Consider the following 18,971-nt stretch of genomic DNA (forward strand, 5'->3'; position numbering starts at 1 on the left):
CCGCAAGGCTGGGCAACGCACCGTCGAGGCGATTGGGGACGCCATCGGCGAACTGTTGAATCAGCTGACTCCGGCCGAATGCACGAACTACTTCCGGAACGCCGGTTATGCCGTATAGCCGACGTGAAAATGCTCTAGCCACCCAGCCGGAGAAAGCCCGAATAATGTCCAACAACAAGCGTTGTAGGGAAGATCTCTATCCCGAGGTTTTACTCAGCCACTTTCCATGGTATTGATCGCTTTCAGCTTGTCGCCCGACACCGCCCTGACGCAATCAAAAGCTCAAGACGTCAAATCAAGGCAACGCTGAACCGACTGATGCACCGGGCCAAGACGTTCAAGGCCCGGCCCGGTCATCATCCGAAGTTGCCGCAATAGCTGTTAATGCACCGAGAACACCGCGGTGTCGTGGTGCGCAGGGTCGAAGTTATACAAGCGCAATCTCCGGGATGGCTCGTAGTTCAGGGTTATGTCGACCTTGTGCAATCCGAGGGACGATCCGTCCGCGCTGACGGGCGGAACATTGACCATGCCCATCGGCCCGCCGACATTGGGCCACCAGTGCAAGCGGCCGAAAGTGAACCAGCAGCCGGAACCGCCGATGTCCTTGGTGGACTGGAACTGGTTCTCCCAACCCCGTGCACCTCCGAAATCGACGTTCATGTAGCTGTGCACGAAATGGTCGCCATTCAGCAAGGTCACATTGACATGCGCCTTGCCGTCCGGTGAGTTGGCGTCATGCCGGGTTCGCCATTTGTCCAAGGTGGCGATCCCGCCGCCCTTCATCTGGCCGTATATGGTGTTGTTGAGATAGACCAAGGTCACATCGGCATTCGGATCGGCTTGAACCCCGCGCGGCAGGCGCGTGCGGTGGCTCCAGTCGTCCAGCGCGGCGATCGCCTCGTACATCTGAGTATTAATCTCATTCTGGCCGGACGAGCTTTGGGCTTTTTTCAAAGCCATCCACATGCGCTTTTCCGGCGCCAGTTCGCCGATTCTGGCGATGGCTGCCAGCTTGTTGGTCTCGTTCGCGCTGGGATTGCTGCCGAATACCTGCTGCTCCCACCAGTATAGATTTTGCGGCGGGGAGCTGATGGGCGCGCCGGTGACCGGGTCAACGGCAGTCGGAAGTTTTTTGTTGACATTTTCCGACACCTGCACCCGTGGCGGATGTTCTCTCCAACCCCAGTTATACGTCAGGTTGTAGTACTTGCCCGGAGCCATCTTCAACACATAGACGTTGCGGGTGCCTTCCTGCATGGGGAAAAATGTCGCGTCCATCGCGACGTGCGGCATCGGCGGCATGCCCGGCTGGCTCAACGCCGGGTCGTCGAAATACATCACGTAAGGGGCGAAATCGTCTTCGCCACGGTTCAGAACATCGATCGTATACGTGATGGTATACGGCTCATTGGCAACCGTGCTGGTATCGAGCAGGGACGTGTCCGCTTCGATATGGCCGTCGTACCAAATCTGGTGAATGTTCACATTCTTGGTTACCGGGTCTACCTGTTTGAGCTTTTCCGGTCCCTTGTAATGAAGCACCGGAATGCCGCTGTAGGCGCGGTTGGCGAGGTTGCCGGTCAGCGGATTGCCTTCCAGGATATCCAGTGCCTGTTGAATCATGGCTTGCCTCATGGCCGGAGCGCCATTCTTCTTGATCTTATTGAAAAGATAGGTCAGATCGTCCGTGGGCGAAGCTATTTCGATCGGGCTGACCACGGGGGCATCATGCAGGTTGTAGGGATGCTCGTTGCTGGACGGCAGGGTGTTGGGCATTTCCGCGCCATGACCGTCGAACATGTTGCCGTTCCAGTTGCTCAGCATGTTGCTGGCTTGGGTCGGGTCCAGGAAAGGATCGACTTCCGGGAAAGCCGAGCTCCCCGTGTTCACGAAGGTCGTGGTGCCGTCAGGCGACCTGGTGATCGTCGGGCCATCCATCGGACGCGGTTGCGGGCAGGGATGCCCGACATAAATAGTTCCCCCCATGCCGTTGTCCATGGCTACGCACTGGCCAGGCCCCGTGGGCATGTTCGGGCTCGGTTCCGCCAGGGCGGCACCGATGCCGGCCGCCAGCAAGGTCAGTGTACTGGTGATTTTTTGAACTGATGATACTTTCTTCATATCGTCATCCTAATGAAAGCTTAAGCTTTTGGACTGGACGGATTTTCGCGAACCGTCACCCGGTCGAAACGCAGGGCGATCTGTTCGGGCTTGGCCATCGCATGGAATGTGGCCCAGCGGCCGTAGGGCTCGTTGCCGTAGCGGAAGCCGTGATGGCTACCCGCTCTACCGTGGCCGTGGGTTCCCATGTAGTGCGACAGCCGGCTGAGCTCGGCTTCCTTGCCGGTCACGAATGACCAGCCCTTCTTCACGCCATGTTCTTTAGCGAATGCTTCCAGAACCGCCGGCGTATCGTGTTCGGGATCGGTGGTGACCGAAATCAGGAACACATCGCGGCCCAGTCGGTCGCCGAGCAGGTCCTGCACCTGGACCAAGTTGCGGGTCACCGGGGTTTTCTCTTCTTCTCTCACGGACATGAAATTGATGCCGACGATCTTGCCCTTGATCAGATCGTCATAGAACCAGGCCTTGCGGCCTTCGTGGGTCAGAACCACGAGCGAGGGGAAGTACTTCGCCGATGCGCCTCCCGGTCTCTTGCAGCTGCCGTTGGCGGCCAGCTTCTCGGCGGGGGTGGAGGCCACGTTGAGCGCTGCCGTTCCCGCGCACGCAGTCAAGGCCAGTGCCGGCAGAGCGCTGGCACCCAGGGTTAGAAATTCTCTTCTGTTTTTCATGATCGATTCCTCTTTGAATTAGAAGCCCGCGGGCGGGTTGCCGAGACGCGCCACGGGACGCGGATTGATGATGGAGCCGAGCGCCGGACCCGAAGAGGGCGGAACGATGCGCCAGCGGATCATCATCTGGTGGTCTTCGTGTACGACGTTATGGCAATGCATCACGTGATCGCCGAGGTAATCGCGGAAGCGGAAGAAGAGTTCTACGTTGTCGCCGGGACCTAGAGTCAGAACGTCTTTGCGAGATTTGTCGACGTCGGTTTTGCTCAGAGGTTTGCCGTTGAACGAGATGATCTGGAATTCCTCGAAATGGATATGGACGGGGTGATCCCATCTGGTGCCTTGGTTACGAATGGTCCAGATTTCAGCGGTGCCCTGTTCGATGAAGGCGTCCACGCGGTCCATGTCGAAACCCTGGTTGTTGACGGTCCAGATGCCGCCGTCGTAGTCGAATTGGAAGAGGCGGCGTTTCTTGACCTCGTTCAGGTTTACATCCGGCAGCTTGCGCAAGACGGGAGGTACCCGGCTGTTGTCGGGGCCGGTCAGCGGAACGACGCGGAACTGCATGACGGGATCGCCTTCGCCATTGGGTAGGCTGCGGCCGGTCGGGCCTTCACCGTGAATCTGCTCCATGATGTTTTCCAGCTCGATGGTGGCGCCCGGTGCGAACTGGGAGAAATCGACGATGACATCGAAGCGTTGCGCCACCGAGATCTTGACGGTGTCCGCCTGGACGGGCATCGGCAGCAGGTTGCCGTCGTTGCCGATCACGGTGAACTTCTGGCCGGAACGCAGCCGCAGTTCGTAGAAGCGCGAAGGGCCGCCGTTGAGGAAACGGAAACGGTATTTGCGGGGTTCAACCTCGAAATAGGGCGTGACCTTGCGGTTGACCGTGTTGAGATTGCCCAGGAAGCCGTTGATGTTTTGGCTGAGATACAGTTGCCCGGTCTGGTCGAGGCTGATGTCGTGGAGGATCATCGGCACGTCGTATTTGCCGCTGGGCAGCCTAAAGGCGATCGGGCTGGGATCGTTTTCGTTACCAGTGTCCTGCTCGTCGAACAGGAGATAAAAACCGGTCATCCCCATGTAGACGTTGGTCGCGGTGAAGTCCATGGAGTGATCGTGGTACCACTGGGTGGTTTGCCTCTCCCGTGGATCGCCGCCCGCCGGATAATTCGGATGGTGGTAATCCCAGAAATAACCCGGGGCCACGGGATCCCACGGCAAACCATCGCTTTCCGAGGCATGGTGCAGGTTGTGCAGGTGAGTGGTGGTGGAAGGCAGTGCGAAACCGACCCAATCAGCCGGCAACTGGTTGTAGCGGCGAATGAGGACGGGTTCGCCGTAACGTGCATGGAAGGTTTCGCCGGGGCAATTACCGTTGAAGCCCCATATCATAGTGGGAGGCAAAGAGCTGTGATACTGATGCTCCGTCGCCCGGATCACCTGTATGTAATGCTTCTGCGGCACGAATTCGCTGTACCGCTGATGTCTGGCCGGATCGATAGGCGGATTCAGCAGCGAAGGATCCACGGGCTGGGCGACCGGTATAACCGGCATGGGGTCCGCATAGAGCGGCAGGTTCCATTTATGCGCACCCGGATCATCCTGATCCAATGGCAGGTTGTCGGGCGTGCACAAGCCGCCGACCAAGCTTCCAACGCCGAACGCCTGCTGCGAGGCGGCCAAGCCCGCGCCAGCGGTCAGCACCCCAAGTTTAAGCATATCTCTTCGTGTTGTTTCAGTCATTTTTCTTCTTCCCCAAATTAACGTCATTTAAAAGGCCCCCATGCCGTCCTTATCAACACTATCGTTAACACTTGCGCGATAGCGCTGCCGCTCTCGTGACGTTTGACGAAATTCCGTGGCTCCCTCTGGCAAAAGGGACTTTACCTCGATCGGCTCTGGCGTTCCGTCATCGCCCGTTCCGCTACGATCGGGTAATGGACGAAAGCTTCACCGACGACTTGGCATCCGGTAGCGGTCTTGGCGACTGCCACTGGATGCTCCAGTTCAACCCGGAACTCGGAGTTCCGGTGCGACTCGATTTACTCGCTGCGCTGCACTTAACCCGGCTCTTAAGCATGCATCGAGCCAAAATAAAAACAATTTATTTAACAATGGCTTGCGACTTAATCCCTTTACCTCGTGTGGAATTTGTAAAGAAAGCTTTACAAAAATTGTCAGCTATTTGCATTTTTAGTCGTCATCGTCAGCCAAGCAGATATACCGTTCGGGCTTAGAGCGCGTTACGAGCTTTTCCGATTAACAAAACTCTCGACTCTCCGCTGTCTCCGATAGCGTCATAGACTCGCGCCTTTTTCCCGTCTAAGGATTCAAACAGTATTCAAGCAAGCAACTACCGGCCTCGAATTGGTATGTCGATCCGATCGGCTAATAAACTATTGATCTGACAATAGGTTAACAGGCCTTACGTAACGTTTATGTGACATATTCACTTTGCAATTATTTGTAAGGAATCGACACGCGCCGCGACTAATCGGGCAGACGAGGCTTGGCGAAAAAGAACGTGCAATTCAAGACGCCGGGCTCCATCTTTAGCAGGTGTGCTCAACATCCTTCCGGAAATGGCAACACCATGAACGAAGGGACTTTTGGCCTTTATCTCGATCGGTGCTGGTACGATGTTCTTAGAACAACCGGTTCCCAGCCAAAAGTTACGGTAGCCGAGCACGGCCGACACCTGCCTGAAACGTTCTAAGCCGTTATGATCGCTCAACGGAAGACACAATCCTGGTACGGGCAACCTCGTTTTCGGGTCTGGAACTTGAGCTCGAAGCTGTCCGGGATAGTCGCTACGGATATGGCATCGGCTAGGAGGCCTGCAAAGGGAAAGCCTGGCACAATACCACGGCAATGCACTACATCATCCCGGCCGGTCCGCATTGGGAAATCGCACCCGGGCCGAGCCGTTTAAGTAAGTTGAACCACAGCAACGAGTCGTTGCCGGTGGAATTGGATTTCTAGAGGCTATTACATGATGAGCGAACGCCTAACCCGAGACGCTATCAAGGACTATTACGGCAAAGTTCTGCAATCGAAGAACGATCTGAAAACCAGCGCCTGTTGCCCCGCCGACGCGATGCCCGAGCATCTTCGGCGGGTTCTGGCGGAGCTGCACGCGGAAGTGAAAGATAAATTCTACGGGTGCGGATCGCCGATTCCACCCGCGCTGGAAGGCAAAACGGTGCTGGACCTCGGCTCCGGTTCCGGGCGGGACTGCTTCATCTTGTCCAAGCTGGTCGGCCCCCGCGGGCGCGTGATCGGAGTGGATATGACGGAGGAGCAACTCGAGGTGGCCAATCGGCATATCGCTTACCACACCGACCGATTCGGCTACCGGGAACCGAACGTGCGGTTTCTTCGAGGCTATATCGAAGACTTGGAAAGCTTGGGGCTGGAGAACGATTCGATCGACGTGGTTGTCTCCAATTGCGTGATCAATTTGTCCCCCGACAAACGGCGGGTGTTTTCGGAAATCTTCCGGGTGTTGAAGCCGGGCGGGGAACTCTATTTTTCCGACGTGTTCGCGGACCGGCGCATTCCGGACGGTTTGGCAAGCGATGCCGTGCTCCTGGGGGAATGCCTGGGCGGCGCCTTCTACATCGAGGACTTCCGGCGTCTGTTGGCGCAACTTGGCTGCCTAGATTACCGGGTGGTCAACACGGCGCGGATCACCCTGAACGATCCCGAGATCGAACGGAAGGCGGGCATGGTCGGGTTTTACTCGATGACTACCCGCGCGTTCAAGCTGGAACTGGAAGATCGCTGCGAAGATTACGGGCAGGTCGCCTATTATCTCGGCACGCTGCCGGAGCATCCCCATGCTTTCGTCCTGGACGATCACCATGTTTTCAAGACCGGCCAGCCGATACTGGTGTGCGGCAATACCGCCGCGATGCTCGCCCAAACGCGCTATTCCGATCATTTCAAGGTGATGGGCGACACGTCTACGCATTACGGTTTGTTCGATTGCGGGCCGAAAAGCGCGATTCAGGGAACCGGCGGAGAGTCCTTTTCCGGCGCGTGCTGTTGACGCAGCGGTGGTCGGTGCGATGGGGTCCCCATGAAAAAGACCATCCTGCTCGTCTTGCTGTTGATTGCCGGAATCACCGTTTGGCGTTTCAGTCCGCCGCAGAATATGGAGGCGAAAAAACTGGTGCTGACCGGGTCGAGCACCGTTGCGCCTCTCGCCGGCGAAATCGGCAAGCGCTTCGAAGCGCTGCATCCCGGCGTGCGCGTCGATGTGCAATCGGGCGGATCGTCTCGCGGCATCAACGATGCCCGCTCCGGGACCGCCGATATCGGCCTGGTGTCGCGGGCGCTGAAACCTGAGGAGCAAGATCTCCGAAGCTTTACCATTGCGTTGGACGGCATCGGTCTCATCGTGCACCAAGCCAATCCGGTGAAGGAGCTGAGCCCGAAGCAAATCGTCGACATCTACACCGGGAAAATTACGCACTGGAAACAAGTGGGCGGAGCCGACGCGCCCATTACCGTGGTCAACAAGGCCGAGGGCCGATCGACGCTGGAACTGTTCCTGCACCATTTCCAACTGAAGAGTACCGACATCAAAGCCCAGGTCGTCATTGGCGACAACCAGCAGGGCATCAAGACAGTGGCCGGCAATCCCGACGCCATCGGCTATGTCTCCATCGGCTCCGCCGAGTACGAAGCGGGCCACGGGACTCCGATCAAGCTGCTGCCGTTGGATGGCGTCGCCGCCTCGGTGGAGAATGTCCGCAACGGCCGCTTTCCATTATCGCGGCCATTGAACCTGGTGACCCGCAACGAACCGGCCGAATGGATCAAAGAGTTCATCGAGTTCGCCCGCTCGGAGCAAGTCCATGATCTGGTCGAAGCCCAATATTTCGTCCCCCTCGGGCGCTGACCCGCTGCTGCTGTGGACGGCGCGTGCCTGCGCGCTCGGGGCGGCGGCAATCCTGGCGCTGGTAGTGGCCTTTCTAGTCCGCGAATCGTGGCCCGCGCTGAGCCGCTTGGGATTCGGCCGGTTCCTTACCGACCCGTCCTGGCATCCCACGGAAGGTCTTTATGACTTGACGCCGATGCTGTTGGGCACGCTGTATTCCGCGGCCGGCGCGCTGTTGTTGGCCGTACCCCTGGGTGTCGCCTCGGCGCTGTTCAGCCGGTTCTACGCGCCGGCGTCCACCGCCCGCTGCTATCGCCGCGTCGTCGAATTGTTGGCGGGGATTCCCTCGGTCGTTTACGGCTTTTGGGGCTTGACGACGCTGGCGCCCTTGATCGGCCGGCTGCATCCTCCGGGAACCAGCCTGCTGGCGGGGATTCTCATTCTCGCCCTGATGATTCTTCCTACCGTGGCGCTGACTTCGGAGGCGGCTCTGGCCACCGTCCCCGCAGCCCATCTACGCGCTGCCGCGGCGTTGGGCCTGTCGCGCTGGGGCATGATCCGGGGCGTGGCCCTGCCCGCTGCGAAATCGGGCATTGCGGCTGGCGTCATGCTGGCCGCTGGACGCGCCATCGGCGAAACCATGGCGGTACTCATGGTCTCTGGCAATGTGGTGCAGCAACCGCACCGTCTTTTCGACCCGATCCGCACGCTCACCGCCAATATCGCCCTCGAAATGAGCTACGCCATGGGTGATCACCGCTCGGCCTTGTTCGTGTCGGGCCTGGCGCTGATGGCCGTGGTGCTGGTTTTGGTGGCCATCGCCGAATCCTTTGGCCGGGAGCGGGCCGGTGCCTGAAGCTTTCGCCCGCCACCGGAATTTCTCCTTCGGGCTGAACGCCGACAGATTGGCGGCGCTGTCGGTTTGGCTCACTGCCACCGCCATCTCCGGGCTGTTCTTGTGGCTGTTGGCGGATATCGCCTGGCGCGGCATTGCCCGGCTTTCCTGGCCGTTTCTGACCGAACCGCCCACCGATGCGGGACGGACCGGCGGCATTGGCTCCATTCTCGTTTCCACCGGGCTAATCCTGCTGGTGGCCTTGGCGAGCGCGGTACCGGTGGGAGTGGGAACCGCCGTTTGGCTTTCCGAATTCGTCCGGCCGGGCAGCGCGTTCGGCCGCTTCGTCCGGCGCAGCTTGACCGTGCTGGCCGGCGTGCCCTCCATCGTGTTCGGACTGTTCGGCAACGCGCTGTTCTGTGTCTATCTGGGGATGGGATTCTCGATTCTGTCGGGCGGCCTGACGCTGGCCTGCATGGTGCTGCCCATTCTGATCAGCACCTGCGAGGCGGGCTTGCGGTCGGCACCCGACGAGTACCGCCTGGCGGCCGCTGCGCTGGGCCTGTCCCGTACCGCCGCATTGATCCATTTGCTCTTGCCGGCGGCGACGCCGGCCTTTGTCGCCGGGTTGATGCTGGGCATCGGGCGGGCGGTCGCGGAAACGGCCGCCCTCATCTTCACCAGCGGTTACGTGGACCGGATGCCGACCTCGGTGTTCGATTCGGGCCGGGCGCTGTCCGTGCACATCTACGACTTGAGCATGAACGTCGCCGGAGGCGATCCGAACGCCCATGCCGCCGCGTTGGTTCTAATCGCAGGACTAACCATCGTCAACACTGCCGCCGCGGGATTGACGAACCGCTGGCTGCGAAGGAGGATTATCACGCCATGAGTCCGCTATTCGGGGACGAATCCAAGGCGCCCGTGGCTACGGAAGCCGCCGTCGACAGCGCCGATCCTTATACGCTGGGGCCGTTGCAGGCGGGCCCGCCCTGCTGCGATCCCGAACCCTTGATTCGGGTCGAGGACCTCTCTTTGTATTACGGCCCGAAGCCGGCGCTGGAGGACGTCACGCTGGATATCTACCGCGGCTGCATTACGGCGCTGATCGGGCCCTCCGGGTGCGGCAAGACCAGTTTCCTGTCCGTGCTGAACCGGCTGACCGACCTGATTCCCGGCTGTCGCGTGAGTGGCCGTATCCGTTTGGGCACGCTCGACCTGCACGATCCGAATCTGGACGTGCAGACGCTGCGCCGGGAAGTCGGCATGATTTTCCAAAAGCCGGCGCCATTCCCGCTTTCGATCCGGCGCAACCTCGAACTGCCTTTGCGGGAACACGGCGTGACGAAACGATCCGAACTCGATGGCGTTCTGGAACAGGCATTGCGGGACGTCGGGCTCTGGGACGAGGTGAAGGAGCGGCTGGATGCCTCGGCCTTGGCCTTATCCGGCGGTCAGCAGCAGCGCCTGTGCATCGCACGCGCGCTGGCTTTGAAGCCCAGGGTACTGCTGATGGATGAACCGTGCAGCGCGCTGGACCCGATCTCCTCCGGCGTGGTCGAAGACCTGATCCGGAGCCTCTGCGGGCGCTACACGGTGGTGATCGTCACCCACAATCTGGCCCAGGCCCGGCGGATCGCCAATTATGCGGGGTTCTTCTGGGTCAGGGAACGGGCCGGATGCCTGATCGAATTCGGCCGCTGCCATCAGATTTTCGAGTCGCCCACCCACGCGCTGACGGCGGCTTATGTGAGCGGGGGGCGGGGATGATTGGACTTCGATCCTAGAGCATTTTTGAATGTATGGATTTTCTGTATGGTCCCGTCATGGCGCGCCCGAGCATCGCCGCCTGGAGCCGGAACTGCCCGCAAGGGGCGCGCGCGGCGACAGAGGCACAGGGATCGTGCCTTCTGTTGTCCCCGGCTCCAGGTGGTGACGCGCAGGATCAGCGCGCCATCCGGGTGCCCTTTGGCTTCTTTCTTTTGGGCAAGCAAAAGAAAGAAGCTCGCCCGCGGGGCGAGACCCGCTCTAAAACAAGACGCCGCCAACGGCGGCTTCCTTTTCCACACTACGCTTCACGCGATTCAGACTGGACATCAGACCTTAAAACGCTTTAACAGGCGCCCAAATCTCCAAGGATCAGCCTCATCTAAAGTCCGGCGATTTTGGCCGGCTTCGCCGAGCGGCTATTTGCAGTCTATTGCACTTCCTCGCCGGACAACACCCGCCGAATGCGCTCGCGGGCGGCTTCCGACAGGCCCGCATGGTCCGCTAACCCGCCATTTTCGCGGGCACGACGGAATGCATGACGTAGAAAATGCAGGTCGCGCACGTAACGCCGGCACAGACGGCAAAATCGAAGATGCAGCCACAGCCCGAAGCGCTCCCGTTGGGTCAGGGGGGCGTCCAAGGACTTGGATTCCAAGGCACTCGCTTCTTTACACGACAACATGCTCATCATCCCGTCGATTTATGGAACCAGTGGACGTCCAGGCAGTTCCGCAATTGCAGCCGCATGCGGGACAGCATGACCCATAGATTATTGGTCGTCGAAACCTGCATGATCTCAAGGACTTCATCGCTTTCCATCCCCTCGATCTCGCGCAGCACGAATAGGCGTGCCAGACGCGGCGGCATCCGCTCGACACAATCGGACAGCACCCGCCAGAACTGTTCCTGCTCCAGCGCCTTCTCCGGTCTGGACCACTTGCCGATATCGATCTGCCAGTGGCCCTGTTCGTCGAAACAAGCCTCCATGGACTGATAGATCGCTTCGTCGTCCACATTCTCCGCGGTTTCGTGGCTGGATTTGCGGAACAGGTCGATAATTTTGTGCTTGAGAATGCCGATCAGCCAGGTTTTTTCCGAGGCGTTGCCCGTATAACGTTCGCTGGCTTTAAGCGCGGCGAGCAGGGTTTCCTGCACGAGATCTTCGGCGAGTTGCTCATCGTGTATCCGGAATAGCGCATAGCGGTACAGCGTATCTCCGTATAAATCCAGCCAATCGGCGGGGTCGGATAGGGTGGTCATGGCTTCGTGAGTCGGCGATTGAATCGGCGGCCATCCTAAAACAATCAGCCCCGTTCGAAAAACATCGAATTGGCAGGAATTATTTTTCCGGGACGACCCCGTTCACCGCCCAGTCATAGGGCAGATCCGCCTCGACCGGCCAGGCCGGTAGGTCGGATCTATAGCGGCGAAGGAAGGCATCCACACCGCCTATACCTTGAAAGTCCTCGCCGAACCAGTCGAAAATCCTGGAAATCCGGATGCGCTCTTGGCCAGTCATCACGCCCTTGCTCCGGTTGCCGAGGAATCGCCGGGCCTGATCATCGAGCTGGACATCGAGCCGCACCGCCGTATAAGGCTCATTGCGCAGGTCCGGGCAACTCACCGATGCGCAGACGATAGCGAGGTGAATCCGCGGCTCGTCCAGCGGCCGCAAAATCCGGTGTTCGATGTGCCCGAGCGTCACCGTCTTGCCGCCGATGTCGCCCGCCGGCTTGTCCCAGACCGGCCGGATCAGATTGCCGGTATCTTTGATACTCTCCACGGGCCAATGATCAAGCACCGTTTTCAATGCCAGGACATTGTAGGCATTGATGTAAAAGGCCAGCTTTTCTTCGCGGTTCGCGAGTCGCTGGACCGGAAAGGCGCTAAGCTGGCGATACACGTTTTCCAGTGCGCCGCTTTTCTTCAAGGCTCCGTAGTCCACCAGGGCCAACTTGGTGCCGTGCTTCGAGCCTTGGTTTACATAGCGACGCAAGATTTCCGCGTACGTGCCCCAATCCGGTTCTTCCGCGAAAGCGCCGCACGACAGCAGCAGGGCACCCAAAATCGTCACCGATCGTTGCAGCCACATTATTCTTAAAACCTCCAAAACTGATTGCGCCCGTCTCAGCAGCAACGAAGCCCTTTTTAGTCCGGGAGACGGCAAAAACCTTGGGCGGGGACGTCGAGGCCGGCGTTGAACTTGCTCGACATGTTCTGATAGGCGATGAGTCCGGCCAGTTCGATGACGGCGTCGTCGCTGAACTGCGCTTTCAGCCTCTCCCGCAACGACGGATCGACCTTGCGCCCGGTTACCGTCATCGCCTCGGCGAAGGCCAGGGCGGCCTTTTCCCGCTCGCTGAACAGGGGCGACTCGGTGAATGTTTCCAGCGCGTGCAGCTTATCCTCGGTCACGCCCCGCCCAGGGCATTGGAGGCGTTCAAATCGACGCAGAAACGGCACCAATTGATCTGCGATACCCTAACCATGATCAGGGAGCGGAGTGAGGGCTCCAAGGGCGAGGACTTGCGCTCGAACGTCCGGTAAAGCCGCAAAAAAGCGAAAAAGACTCGGGGTGTCCGCCCCCACAGCTTGACCGGTTCCAAAACTCGGCCGAATTTGCGGCGCTGCAAGGCGAACAACAGTCGGATGGGCCAAACGTAACGATCATCGGGCGGGTTTTCGATCCAGCTCATGTCTCGTGCTCCTCATGCAAGCAATGGCGCCAGTGGGGATATTCCCCAAACAGGCGATTAAGATCCTCGGGACGATCGATATCCGCGTGTTCACGGAGTTCACACCAGCGGTAGCCCGACTCCCGCAGCCGGGCTCGCGTCTGGGATAGCACCCGCTCGGTGCCCCAATCGATGCCTTCGAACAATCTCGGTTCCACCCGGCTCAGGCCCAGCAATACGTAGCCGCCGTCCTCGGCCGGTGCGATGACCGCATCGAAACCGTTGCGCAGAGCGTTCATCGTGTCGTGGAAGTCGGTAGCGTCGAGCGTTGGGCAATCGGTTCCGATCAAGACGGCATAGGGCCGGCAGCTCAGGGACGCGGCGAAGGCGAAAAACATGCGCTCGCCCAAATCTTCGCCCTGTTGGGCCTGCAGAATGACCCCGAACTCCGCTGCGCAACGTGCAAAGAAGGGATGGGCGCAATCGGGGCTGCACCAGAGCTCGATCTGCCCGATGCCCCATGCGGCGGCGGTGCGTAAGGTTTGCAGGGTCAGTTCTTGCGCCAGCCGTGCGGCACCCGCCGCGCCCAAAGCGGGGATGAGCCGGGTTTTGGCGCACCCCGGCTCCGGCGCCTTGGCGAAGATGTGCAGGCAGGCGTCCTTCATGGGCGCATATCCGATTCGGCATGAGAGGAAAGAAAGCGCACGTCGCCGAAATAGGCGACGACGGACTCGCCGGTGTTGTCGGTATCCGCCGCCAGCGCGATTCCGGCGATCGGGGGCGGTTCCTCGCCGAAGACCGCCCGAAAATCGGCGGCAACATTACGGGTTTCGGTCACCCATCGTCCGACGCGCTCCGGTCCGCTTTCGACCACGATCATCCGCACCCGGTCGGTGTAGGCGCTCCATGCGCTAGTACCGGTGGGATGCCGGTTGTCCCAGACATAGCAGAGCGCGGCCGCCGGCAAATCCTGTCCGTACAGAGATCGGCCGAGCCTGATCCGGAAGCGTTCGGCGACGGAGAGCCGATCCAGGCCGTAGTCGAACAGGACGTAAACGCGGGCCGCGTAGTCGTCGCCGTCCTTGCGGGTGAGATCGGCCCGGTCGAGGACCCGTGTAACCTTCCAGCGCCACGCGAGCCAGGGAGTCCTGGCGGTATCCACCCGCAGTTTATGGGTCAGCGTGGCCGCCGCGGATTCGGACACGGCGCGCAGCACGTTTTGGCCCTCGTCGCGGATCACATCGAAGCGCGTGGCGCGGGGGACTCGCGGCAACGTGGTCAAAGTCCAGCCGGCCGGAAGCACCGAGCCGGGTTTAGCGGCTGAAAACGGCGCCGGCTGCGAAGGCGCGTCCTCCGCCCGAACCGGGTAGCCGAGGATTAAGAGGACGATCGCCAACAGTATTTTCATGATATCTGCCCGATCCGCGGGTGTTTCAGCCCCGCCGCCAGTCATGGTAGCGCTCGACCCAGCGGAGTAGCCTTTCCGGCGCGTGAGCGCGTTTCCAGACGCCGGCGACGTACTTGTTGGCTTCCGCCAGCGTCGGATAAATGTGAATGGTGCCGAGAACCTTGTTGAGGCCGATGTCGTGCTTCATGGCCAGGACGAATTCGGCGATCAGGTCGCCGGCATGTTCGCCGACGACGGTGACCCCGAGAATGCGGTCCTTGCCCGGCGCCGTCAGTACCTTGACGAAGCCGTGCGCCTCGCCGTCGACGATGGCGCGGTCGAGTTCGTCGAGACCGTATACGCTGATTTCATGGGGGATGCCTTTCTTTTTGGCCTCCTCTTCGTTGAGTCCCACCCGCGCCACTTCCGGATCGGTGAAGGTCGCCCAGGGGATGACCCGGTAGTCGGTGCGGAATTTCTTGAAGTCGCCGAAGAGCGCATTCACGCTCGCATACCACGCCTGATGGGCGGCAGTGTGTGTGAACTGGAACGGCCCCGCCACGTCCCCGCAAGCGTAGATGTTGGGGTAGAGCGTCTGCAGGAATTCGTCGGTCTCGACGGTATGGGCTTGACTCGCCGGGATGCCCAAATCCTCCAGGCCGTAGCCTTGGGTATTGGCGGCGCGGCCGACAGCCACCAGGACCTCATCGAAGGGAATGCGGATTTCCGCGCCCCGATGCTCGGCGATCAGAATTTTCTCCGTTCCCTCGACGAGGAAACGCTGGGCCTTGTGTTCAAGCCGGACGTCGATGCCTTCGTCGACGAACCGACGCCGGACCGCCTCCGATGCCTCGGGGTCTTCATTAAACAACAGCCGCGGCAGCATCTCGACTTGGATCACCCGGCTGCCGAAGCGGGCAAAACACTGGGCCAGCTCGCAGCCGATCGGACCGCCTCCCAGCACCACGAGCCGTTTCGGCAGCGTGCGCAGATTCCAAACGTTATCCGAGGTCAGATAGCCGATTTCGGCTAGCCCCGGAATCGGCGGCACGAAAGGCTTCGCTCCGGCGGCGATGACGATGGAGCGGGTGGTCAGGGTGCGGGTGCCGTCCACCGTTTTCACCGACACCGCCCAAGGGGAGACGATCTTCGCCTCGCCTTCGATCACGTCGACGCCGAGCCCGGTGTAACGCTCGACCGAATCGTGCGGGGCGACCTTTTTTATCACCCTTTGCACCCGATCCATGACCTCGGCGAAATCGAAATCCGCTTCGGCTCGCCGGATGCCGAATTCCGGCGCACGGCGGATTTGGGCCAACAGCCGTGCCGTGCGGATCAGCGCCTTCGAGGGCACACAGCCGGTGTTGAGGCAATCGCCGCCCATGCGATGCTTCTCGACCAATGTGACCTTTGCTTTCACCGCCGCGGCGATATAGGCGGCGACGAGCCCGGCGGAACCGCCGCCGATCACCACCAGATTCCGGTCGAAGCGCTTAGGTCTCGGCCAGTTTTCATACACCTTGCGGGCTTTCACGCTGTCGACCACCTTCTTGGTCAACAGTGGAAAAACACCCAGCAGCGCTAGCGACAGCAGGAGGCCGGGCGACAGAATACCCGAGAGCGATTCGATCTTCGCGAGTTGGGTGCCCGCGTTGACGTAAATAAGCGTACCGGCCAGCATCCCGAGTTGGCTCACCCAATAAAAAGTGCGCACCGGCATCGCCGTCAACCCCATGGCCAGATTGATCGCGAAGAACGGAAAGACCGGCACCAGCCGCAGGGTGAAGAGGTACAGCGGTCCGTCCCTGGCGATGCCGGCGTCGATCGTCTTCACGCGTTCGCCGAAATGCGCCTTGACGGTGTCCCGGAACAGGAAGCGGGCGGCCAGGAAAGCCAGTGTCGCCCCGATCGTCGAGGCGAAGGACACAATCACCGTGCCCCAAAAGAGACCGAAAACCGCACCGCCCGCGAGAGTCAATATCGCCGCGCCCGGCAGGGACAGGCCCGTTACTACCACGTAAAGAGCGGCGTAAACAGCCGCCGAGAGCAGCGGATGGGCGGCACGGTAGGATTCGATGGCGGTCTGTTGCGCTTTCAGCGTTTCGAGGGTGAGGAAACGCTGGAGATCGAGGGCGAAAAAGACGCTAACGAGCACCACGATGGCAACAACAAGAAGCAGACGGTATCGGTTCACGGTATGGCCTCCGGAACATCGCTCCGGTAATGCCGGAGGCGTAAAAAGAACTGCGGATCTATGAGACGGAGTGGACGGGGAACCGGATTCGAAAGGCATCCGAGTCCCGGCTCTATTGTCATTCTAATGTCCCTCTTTTTTCATCGGCGCGCCAGGGCGCCTTGGCAGCTGCTTCCTTCGCCGGCCGTACAGCCGAAGCAATGATCGGCGATCTGAATCGGGTTGCCGGTCAAATCCTCGTCGATCAGATCGGCGAGATGCAGATGCCTTCGCCGGCCCCGAATCAATGGGATATCGAGCATTTGGTTGAAATCGCAGTCGTAGACGTAGCCCTGCCAATCAATGCTCAGGAGGCTGCGGCACATCACGTTGCCGAGATGAGCGTCGCAGTAGGCGCTCTTCAGCAGGTTCATGTACGGCTCGAACTGGCCCTTGGAAACCAGCAAGCTCCCGAAACGCCGGATCGGCATGTTGGCGAGGGTGAAAAGCCGGTTGAACACGATACCGAAACGTTCACCGAGCTCTCGTTTGTACGTGGCTTCGAGCTCGCTCTGGGGCGGCGGTAAAACCGGTCCCTGCGGATTGTAGACGAGATTGAGCGCCAAGCCGGCGCCCTCTTGCCCGTAGCCGAGCGCATTGAGGCGGCTAAGGGCGCGGATACTGGTCTCGAACACGCTTTTGCCCCGCTGGCGATCGACGTTTTCTTCAAGGTAGCACGGTAGGGACGCCACGATCTCGACCGCTCGGCCGGCCAGAAATTCGGCCAGGTTTTCTTGCCCCGGTTCCTCCAGAATGGTCAGGTTGCAGCGATCGATGATCCGGGCGACTCCCGCTTCGCGCGCGGACTCCACCAGATAGCGGAAATGCGGGTTCAGTTCGGGCGCGCCACCCGTGAGATCCAGGCAGCGAATCTGCTGCTTCTTTAGAAAAGCCAAAACCGAATCGATGACCTCGCGCGACATCTCCTCGGAGCGATGCGGTCCGGCCGCCACGTGGCAATGGACACAGGACTGGTTGCAGCGGTAACCGAGATTCACTTGTACGGTGTCCAAGCTTTCCCGGGCGATCGGCGGAAAATCGGTTGTGGCAAGCAGAGGTAAGATGGTGTGCACGAAAACGCTCTCTTAGGTATTCGATCTAAGCGGGTATGTAAAAAGCTGCTGCGCCGTCCGATTGCGACGTTGCTCGGAATCGTCATGTACCCTTGTACACTCCGCTTCCTGTGTTGCTGCGCCCCTCCATGGGAGCAGCCCCTTACGGGGCCTGCCTTCGGCAGTCCAAATCCGCTCCCGGCGGATTTGTCCGGGCGCCTTGCACTCGGACTGCTCGCGACGCTTTTAACACACCCGCTAAGTGCTTAGTCGCGGAATCGATCGATGCCTTACACTTGGCCGGGAGAAGTTCGGCCGTCCCGGCCATCGTTCCGTCATGAAACGGATCCCATGCTAGCTGAGAATCGTCTGCAAAACGCTTGGTTCCGGTCCTCGGCTTAAGATTTCGGATATTTACGCGGGAATCGGGATTCTTACGCGATCGTGGGCGACCGTTTTACGAAAGGCGGTTCGGCCGATCTGCCCAGTCGGGTGATGTCGGCGGGGCAACGATAGGCAGAGCGGCGGTCGCCGGTCTTGCTTACCTCACGGATTATCTCTGATTCCAGAACGCGCCCCCCGGAGTCGAGAGGCGCTTGTCGGGGCTGTTCATCGAGATCACCCGGCAGTCCTTGATCGGACTTCACGGCTTCAGTTCCGGATCAGCCAACTCCCATCCGGCTGACGGCACGCGACGTTATTGACCGAGTCGCGCTGGTTGCCGTAGGTCATGCGTGTGGAGAATTCGCGGCAGCGTCCGCCGTTGTCGTTGAAGGTCCGTAACGGCGTGACCAGATAGTCCACCTGATTTTCGGGATTCATCCAATGAACGCTGCGGCGGTCGTCGGCGAAATCGAGAACCCGTCCGGTGCAGAACATATCGTTCGCGTCCATTCCGCGCGCGATGCGGTCGCCGATGATTGCGCCGATCACGGTGCCTGCGACGGCGCCTATGATCGTCGAACCCGTGTCGCCGTTGCCGACGCGCGAGCCGATTACCCCGCCGAGCGCACCGCCCGCCACGCCGCCCAGCACCTTGCCTACCATAGTCCGGTCGCAGCGTCCCGACCTCACGCCGTAGTCGTGATCCCGGTCATGGTAATGATGGGTTTCTCGGTGTTCGTAACGGTCATCGTAGTAATCACGGTCGTGATGCTTGTCCTTGTGTTTGTTTCGATAGCCATGAGCCGGCGCCCAGTCGGGCGGGTCGCTGTACGCTCCCTGCGGAAAGATCAGAATAAAAGCTAGAAAAATAGCACTGAGGAAAACGAACGAGCTGGACGTATCGAATACAGATGACGTTTTCGTCGCCGACATGGATGCCTCTTTTATA

Annotated in this window: 21 protein-coding genes and 1 pseudogene; 6 read left to right on the forward strand and 16 right to left on the reverse strand. The window is 60.0% G+C overall.

What is annotated here, in order from left to right; all coding sequences use genetic code 11:
• Window positions 1-381 precede the first annotated feature (381 nt).
• From VEB01_RS18250 to VEB01_RS23185, 4 genes and pseudogenes are all read right to left on the reverse strand, one after another.
• A complete protein-coding gene (locus VEB01_RS18250; protein WP_324877937.1) occupies window positions 382-2,124 on the reverse strand; it encodes a hypothetical protein in 1,743 nt (580 codons plus the stop codon).
• Window positions 2,125-2,144: 20 nt separating this feature from the next.
• The gene (locus VEB01_RS18255) at window positions 2,145-2,795 is read right to left on the reverse strand and encodes an SCO family protein (RefSeq protein ID WP_324877939.1); all 651 of its coding nucleotides are present in this window, start codon (window positions 2,793-2,795) and stop codon (window positions 2,145-2,147) included.
• 18 nt (window positions 2,796-2,813) lie between these two features.
• Window positions 2,814-3,428, reverse strand: coding sequence for a multicopper oxidase domain-containing protein (locus VEB01_RS23180; protein WP_414675522.1), 615 nt, complete (start codon window positions 3,426-3,428; stop codon window positions 2,814-2,816).
• 87 nt (window positions 3,429-3,515) lie between these two features.
• Window positions 3,516-4,571 (reverse strand): annotated as a pseudogene (locus VEB01_RS23185) (multicopper oxidase family protein); the annotation flags it as partial.
• A gap of 167 nt (window positions 4,572-4,738) precedes the next feature.
• Here VEB01_RS23185 and VEB01_RS18265 point away from each other — a divergent pair.
• The gene (locus VEB01_RS18265; protein WP_324877943.1) at window positions 4,739-5,038 is read left to right on the forward strand and encodes a hypothetical protein; all 300 of its coding nucleotides are present in this window, start codon (window positions 4,739-4,741) and stop codon (window positions 5,036-5,038) included.
• A 212-nt stretch (window positions 5,039-5,250) separates the two neighbouring features.
• Here VEB01_RS18265 and VEB01_RS18270 read toward each other — a convergent pair whose 3' ends face one another.
• The gene (locus tag VEB01_RS18270) at window positions 5,251-5,535 is read right to left on the reverse strand and encodes a hypothetical protein (RefSeq protein WP_324877945.1); all 285 of its coding nucleotides are present in this window, start codon (window positions 5,533-5,535) and stop codon (window positions 5,251-5,253) included.
• Window positions 5,536-5,793: 258 nt separating this feature from the next.
• On the opposite strand from VEB01_RS18270, the gene VEB01_RS18275 reads away from it, so the two are divergent.
• Genes VEB01_RS18275 through VEB01_RS18295 form a run of 5 tightly spaced genes read left to right on the forward strand, consistent with a single transcriptional unit; the run spans window position 5,794 to window position 10,291 of the window.
• A complete protein-coding gene (locus VEB01_RS18275; RefSeq protein WP_324877947.1) occupies window positions 5,794-6,852 on the forward strand; it encodes a methyltransferase domain-containing protein in 1,059 nt (352 codons plus the stop codon).
• A 30-nt stretch (window positions 6,853-6,882) separates the two neighbouring features.
• Window positions 6,883-7,707 carry a phosphate ABC transporter substrate-binding protein gene (locus VEB01_RS18280; RefSeq protein WP_324877949.1) on the forward strand — a complete coding sequence of 275 codons (825 nt, stop codon included), beginning with the start codon at window positions 6,883-6,885 and terminating at the stop codon, window positions 7,705-7,707.
• Complete coding sequence (gene pstC, locus VEB01_RS18285; RefSeq protein ID WP_324877951.1) at window positions 7,664-8,542, forward strand: phosphate ABC transporter permease subunit PstC; 879 nt, start codon at window positions 7,664-7,666, stop codon at window positions 8,540-8,542. The genes VEB01_RS18280 and pstC overlap by 44 nt, the downstream gene beginning before the upstream one ends.
• Complete coding sequence (gene pstA, locus VEB01_RS18290; protein WP_324877953.1) at window positions 8,535-9,413, forward strand: phosphate ABC transporter permease PstA; 879 nt, start codon at window positions 8,535-8,537, stop codon at window positions 9,411-9,413. The genes pstC and pstA overlap by 8 nt, the downstream gene beginning before the upstream one ends.
• Window positions 9,410-10,291 (forward strand): phosphate ABC transporter ATP-binding protein, encoded by an 882-nt coding sequence (locus tag VEB01_RS18295; RefSeq protein ID WP_324877955.1) that lies wholly within the window; start codon window positions 9,410-9,412, stop codon window positions 10,289-10,291. The genes pstA and VEB01_RS18295 overlap by 4 nt, the downstream gene beginning before the upstream one ends.
• Before the next feature lie 427 nt (window positions 10,292-10,718).
• Here the strand turns inward: VEB01_RS18295 and VEB01_RS18300 are convergent, their stop codons facing one another.
• The 11 genes from VEB01_RS18300 to VEB01_RS18350 form a co-directional block, all read right to left on the reverse strand.
• Window positions 10,719-10,973: an anti-sigma factor family protein gene (locus VEB01_RS18300; protein ID WP_324877957.1), complete on the reverse strand. Its 255-nt coding sequence runs from the start codon at window positions 10,971-10,973 to the stop codon at window positions 10,719-10,721.
• A 5-nt stretch (window positions 10,974-10,978) separates the two neighbouring features.
• Window positions 10,979-11,551, reverse strand: coding sequence for a sigma-70 family RNA polymerase sigma factor (locus VEB01_RS18305; RefSeq protein WP_324877959.1), 573 nt, complete (start codon window positions 11,549-11,551; stop codon window positions 10,979-10,981).
• Window positions 11,552-11,630: 79 nt separating this feature from the next.
• Window positions 11,631-12,383 (reverse strand): DUF547 domain-containing protein, encoded by a 753-nt coding sequence (locus VEB01_RS18310; RefSeq protein ID WP_324877961.1) that lies wholly within the window; start codon window positions 12,381-12,383, stop codon window positions 11,631-11,633.
• A 56-nt stretch (window positions 12,384-12,439) separates the two neighbouring features.
• Window positions 12,440-12,706 carry a carboxymuconolactone decarboxylase family protein gene (locus tag VEB01_RS18315; RefSeq protein WP_324877963.1) on the reverse strand — a complete coding sequence of 89 codons (267 nt, stop codon included), beginning with the start codon at window positions 12,704-12,706 and terminating at the stop codon, window positions 12,440-12,442.
• A complete protein-coding gene (locus VEB01_RS18320; protein WP_324877965.1) occupies window positions 12,703-12,987 on the reverse strand; it encodes a carboxymuconolactone decarboxylase family protein in 285 nt (94 codons plus the stop codon). The genes VEB01_RS18315 and VEB01_RS18320 overlap by 4 nt, the downstream gene beginning before the upstream one ends.
• The gene (locus VEB01_RS18325) at window positions 12,984-13,631 is read right to left on the reverse strand and encodes a TIGR04282 family arsenosugar biosynthesis glycosyltransferase (protein ID WP_324877967.1); all 648 of its coding nucleotides are present in this window, start codon (window positions 13,629-13,631) and stop codon (window positions 12,984-12,986) included. The genes VEB01_RS18320 and VEB01_RS18325 overlap by 4 nt, the downstream gene beginning before the upstream one ends.
• Window positions 13,628-14,374: a DUF3047 domain-containing protein gene (locus VEB01_RS18330; protein ID WP_324877969.1), complete on the reverse strand. Its 747-nt coding sequence runs from the start codon at window positions 14,372-14,374 to the stop codon at window positions 13,628-13,630. The genes VEB01_RS18325 and VEB01_RS18330 overlap by 4 nt, the downstream gene beginning before the upstream one ends.
• A 25-nt stretch (window positions 14,375-14,399) precedes the next feature.
• A complete protein-coding gene (locus VEB01_RS18335) occupies window positions 14,400-16,547 on the reverse strand; it encodes an FAD-dependent oxidoreductase (protein WP_324877971.1) in 2,148 nt (715 codons plus the stop codon).
• Window positions 16,548-16,687: 140 nt separating this feature from the next.
• Window positions 16,688-17,659 (reverse strand): arsenosugar biosynthesis radical SAM (seleno)protein ArsS, encoded by a 972-nt coding sequence (gene arsS / locus VEB01_RS18340; protein ID WP_324877973.1) that lies wholly within the window; start codon window positions 17,657-17,659, stop codon window positions 16,688-16,690.
• Window positions 17,660-18,072: 413 nt separating this feature from the next.
• A complete protein-coding gene (locus VEB01_RS18345) occupies window positions 18,073-18,285 on the reverse strand; it encodes a hypothetical protein (protein ID WP_324877975.1) in 213 nt (70 codons plus the stop codon).
• Window positions 18,286-18,289: 4 nt separating this feature from the next.
• On the reverse strand, window positions 18,290-18,955 hold the full coding sequence (locus VEB01_RS18350; RefSeq protein WP_324877977.1) for a glycine zipper 2TM domain-containing protein: 666 nt from the start codon (window positions 18,953-18,955) through the stop codon (window positions 18,290-18,292).
• Window positions 18,956-18,971: the final 16 nt, after the last annotated feature.

This window comes from Methylocaldum sp. (assembly GCF_035627495.1).
In the GTDB taxonomy this organism is placed as follows: domain Bacteria; phylum Pseudomonadota; class Gammaproteobacteria; order Methylococcales; family Methylococcaceae; genus Methylocaldum.

Bases quoted from the DNA above. Each gene is read 5' to 3' on its own strand.
- VEB01_RS18250 (WP_324877937.1), bottom strand. From the start codon at position 2,124: ATGAAGAAAGTATCATCAGTTCAAAAAATCACCAGTACACTGACCTTG.
- VEB01_RS18255 (WP_324877939.1), bottom strand. From the start codon at position 2,795: ATGAAAAACAGAAGAGAATTTCTAACCCTGGGTGCCAGCGCTCTGCCG.
- VEB01_RS23180 (WP_414675522.1), bottom strand. From the start codon at position 3,428: ATGGAGCAGATTCACGGTGAAGGCCCGACCGGCCGCAGCCTACCCAAT.
- VEB01_RS18265 (WP_324877943.1), top strand. From the start codon at position 4,739: ATGGACGAAAGCTTCACCGACGACTTGGCATCCGGTAGCGGTCTTGGC.
- VEB01_RS18275 (WP_324877947.1), top strand. From the start codon at position 5,794: ATGATGAGCGAACGCCTAACCCGAGACGCTATCAAGGACTATTACGGC.
- VEB01_RS18280 (WP_324877949.1), top strand. From the start codon at position 6,883: ATGAAAAAGACCATCCTGCTCGTCTTGCTGTTGATTGCCGGAATCACC.
- pstC (WP_324877951.1), top strand. From the start codon at position 7,664: ATGATCTGGTCGAAGCCCAATATTTCGTCCCCCTCGGGCGCTGACCCG.
- VEB01_RS18295 (WP_324877955.1), top strand. From the start codon at position 9,410: ATGAGTCCGCTATTCGGGGACGAATCCAAGGCGCCCGTGGCTACGGAA.
- VEB01_RS18300 (WP_324877957.1), bottom strand. From the start codon at position 10,973: ATGTTGTCGTGTAAAGAAGCGAGTGCCTTGGAATCCAAGTCCTTGGAC.
- VEB01_RS18305 (WP_324877959.1), bottom strand. From the start codon at position 11,551: ATGACCACCCTATCCGACCCCGCCGATTGGCTGGATTTATACGGAGAT.
- VEB01_RS18310 (WP_324877961.1), bottom strand. From the start codon at position 12,383: ATGTGGCTGCAACGATCGGTGACGATTTTGGGTGCCCTGCTGCTGTCG.
- VEB01_RS18320 (WP_324877965.1), bottom strand. From the start codon at position 12,987: ATGAGCTGGATCGAAAACCCGCCCGATGATCGTTACGTTTGGCCCATC.
- VEB01_RS18325 (WP_324877967.1), bottom strand. From the start codon at position 13,631: ATGAAGGACGCCTGCCTGCACATCTTCGCCAAGGCGCCGGAGCCGGGG.
- VEB01_RS18330 (WP_324877969.1), bottom strand. From the start codon at position 14,374: ATGAAAATACTGTTGGCGATCGTCCTCTTAATCCTCGGCTACCCGGTT.
- VEB01_RS18350 (WP_324877977.1), bottom strand. From the start codon at position 18,955: ATGTCGGCGACGAAAACGTCATCTGTATTCGATACGTCCAGCTCGTTC.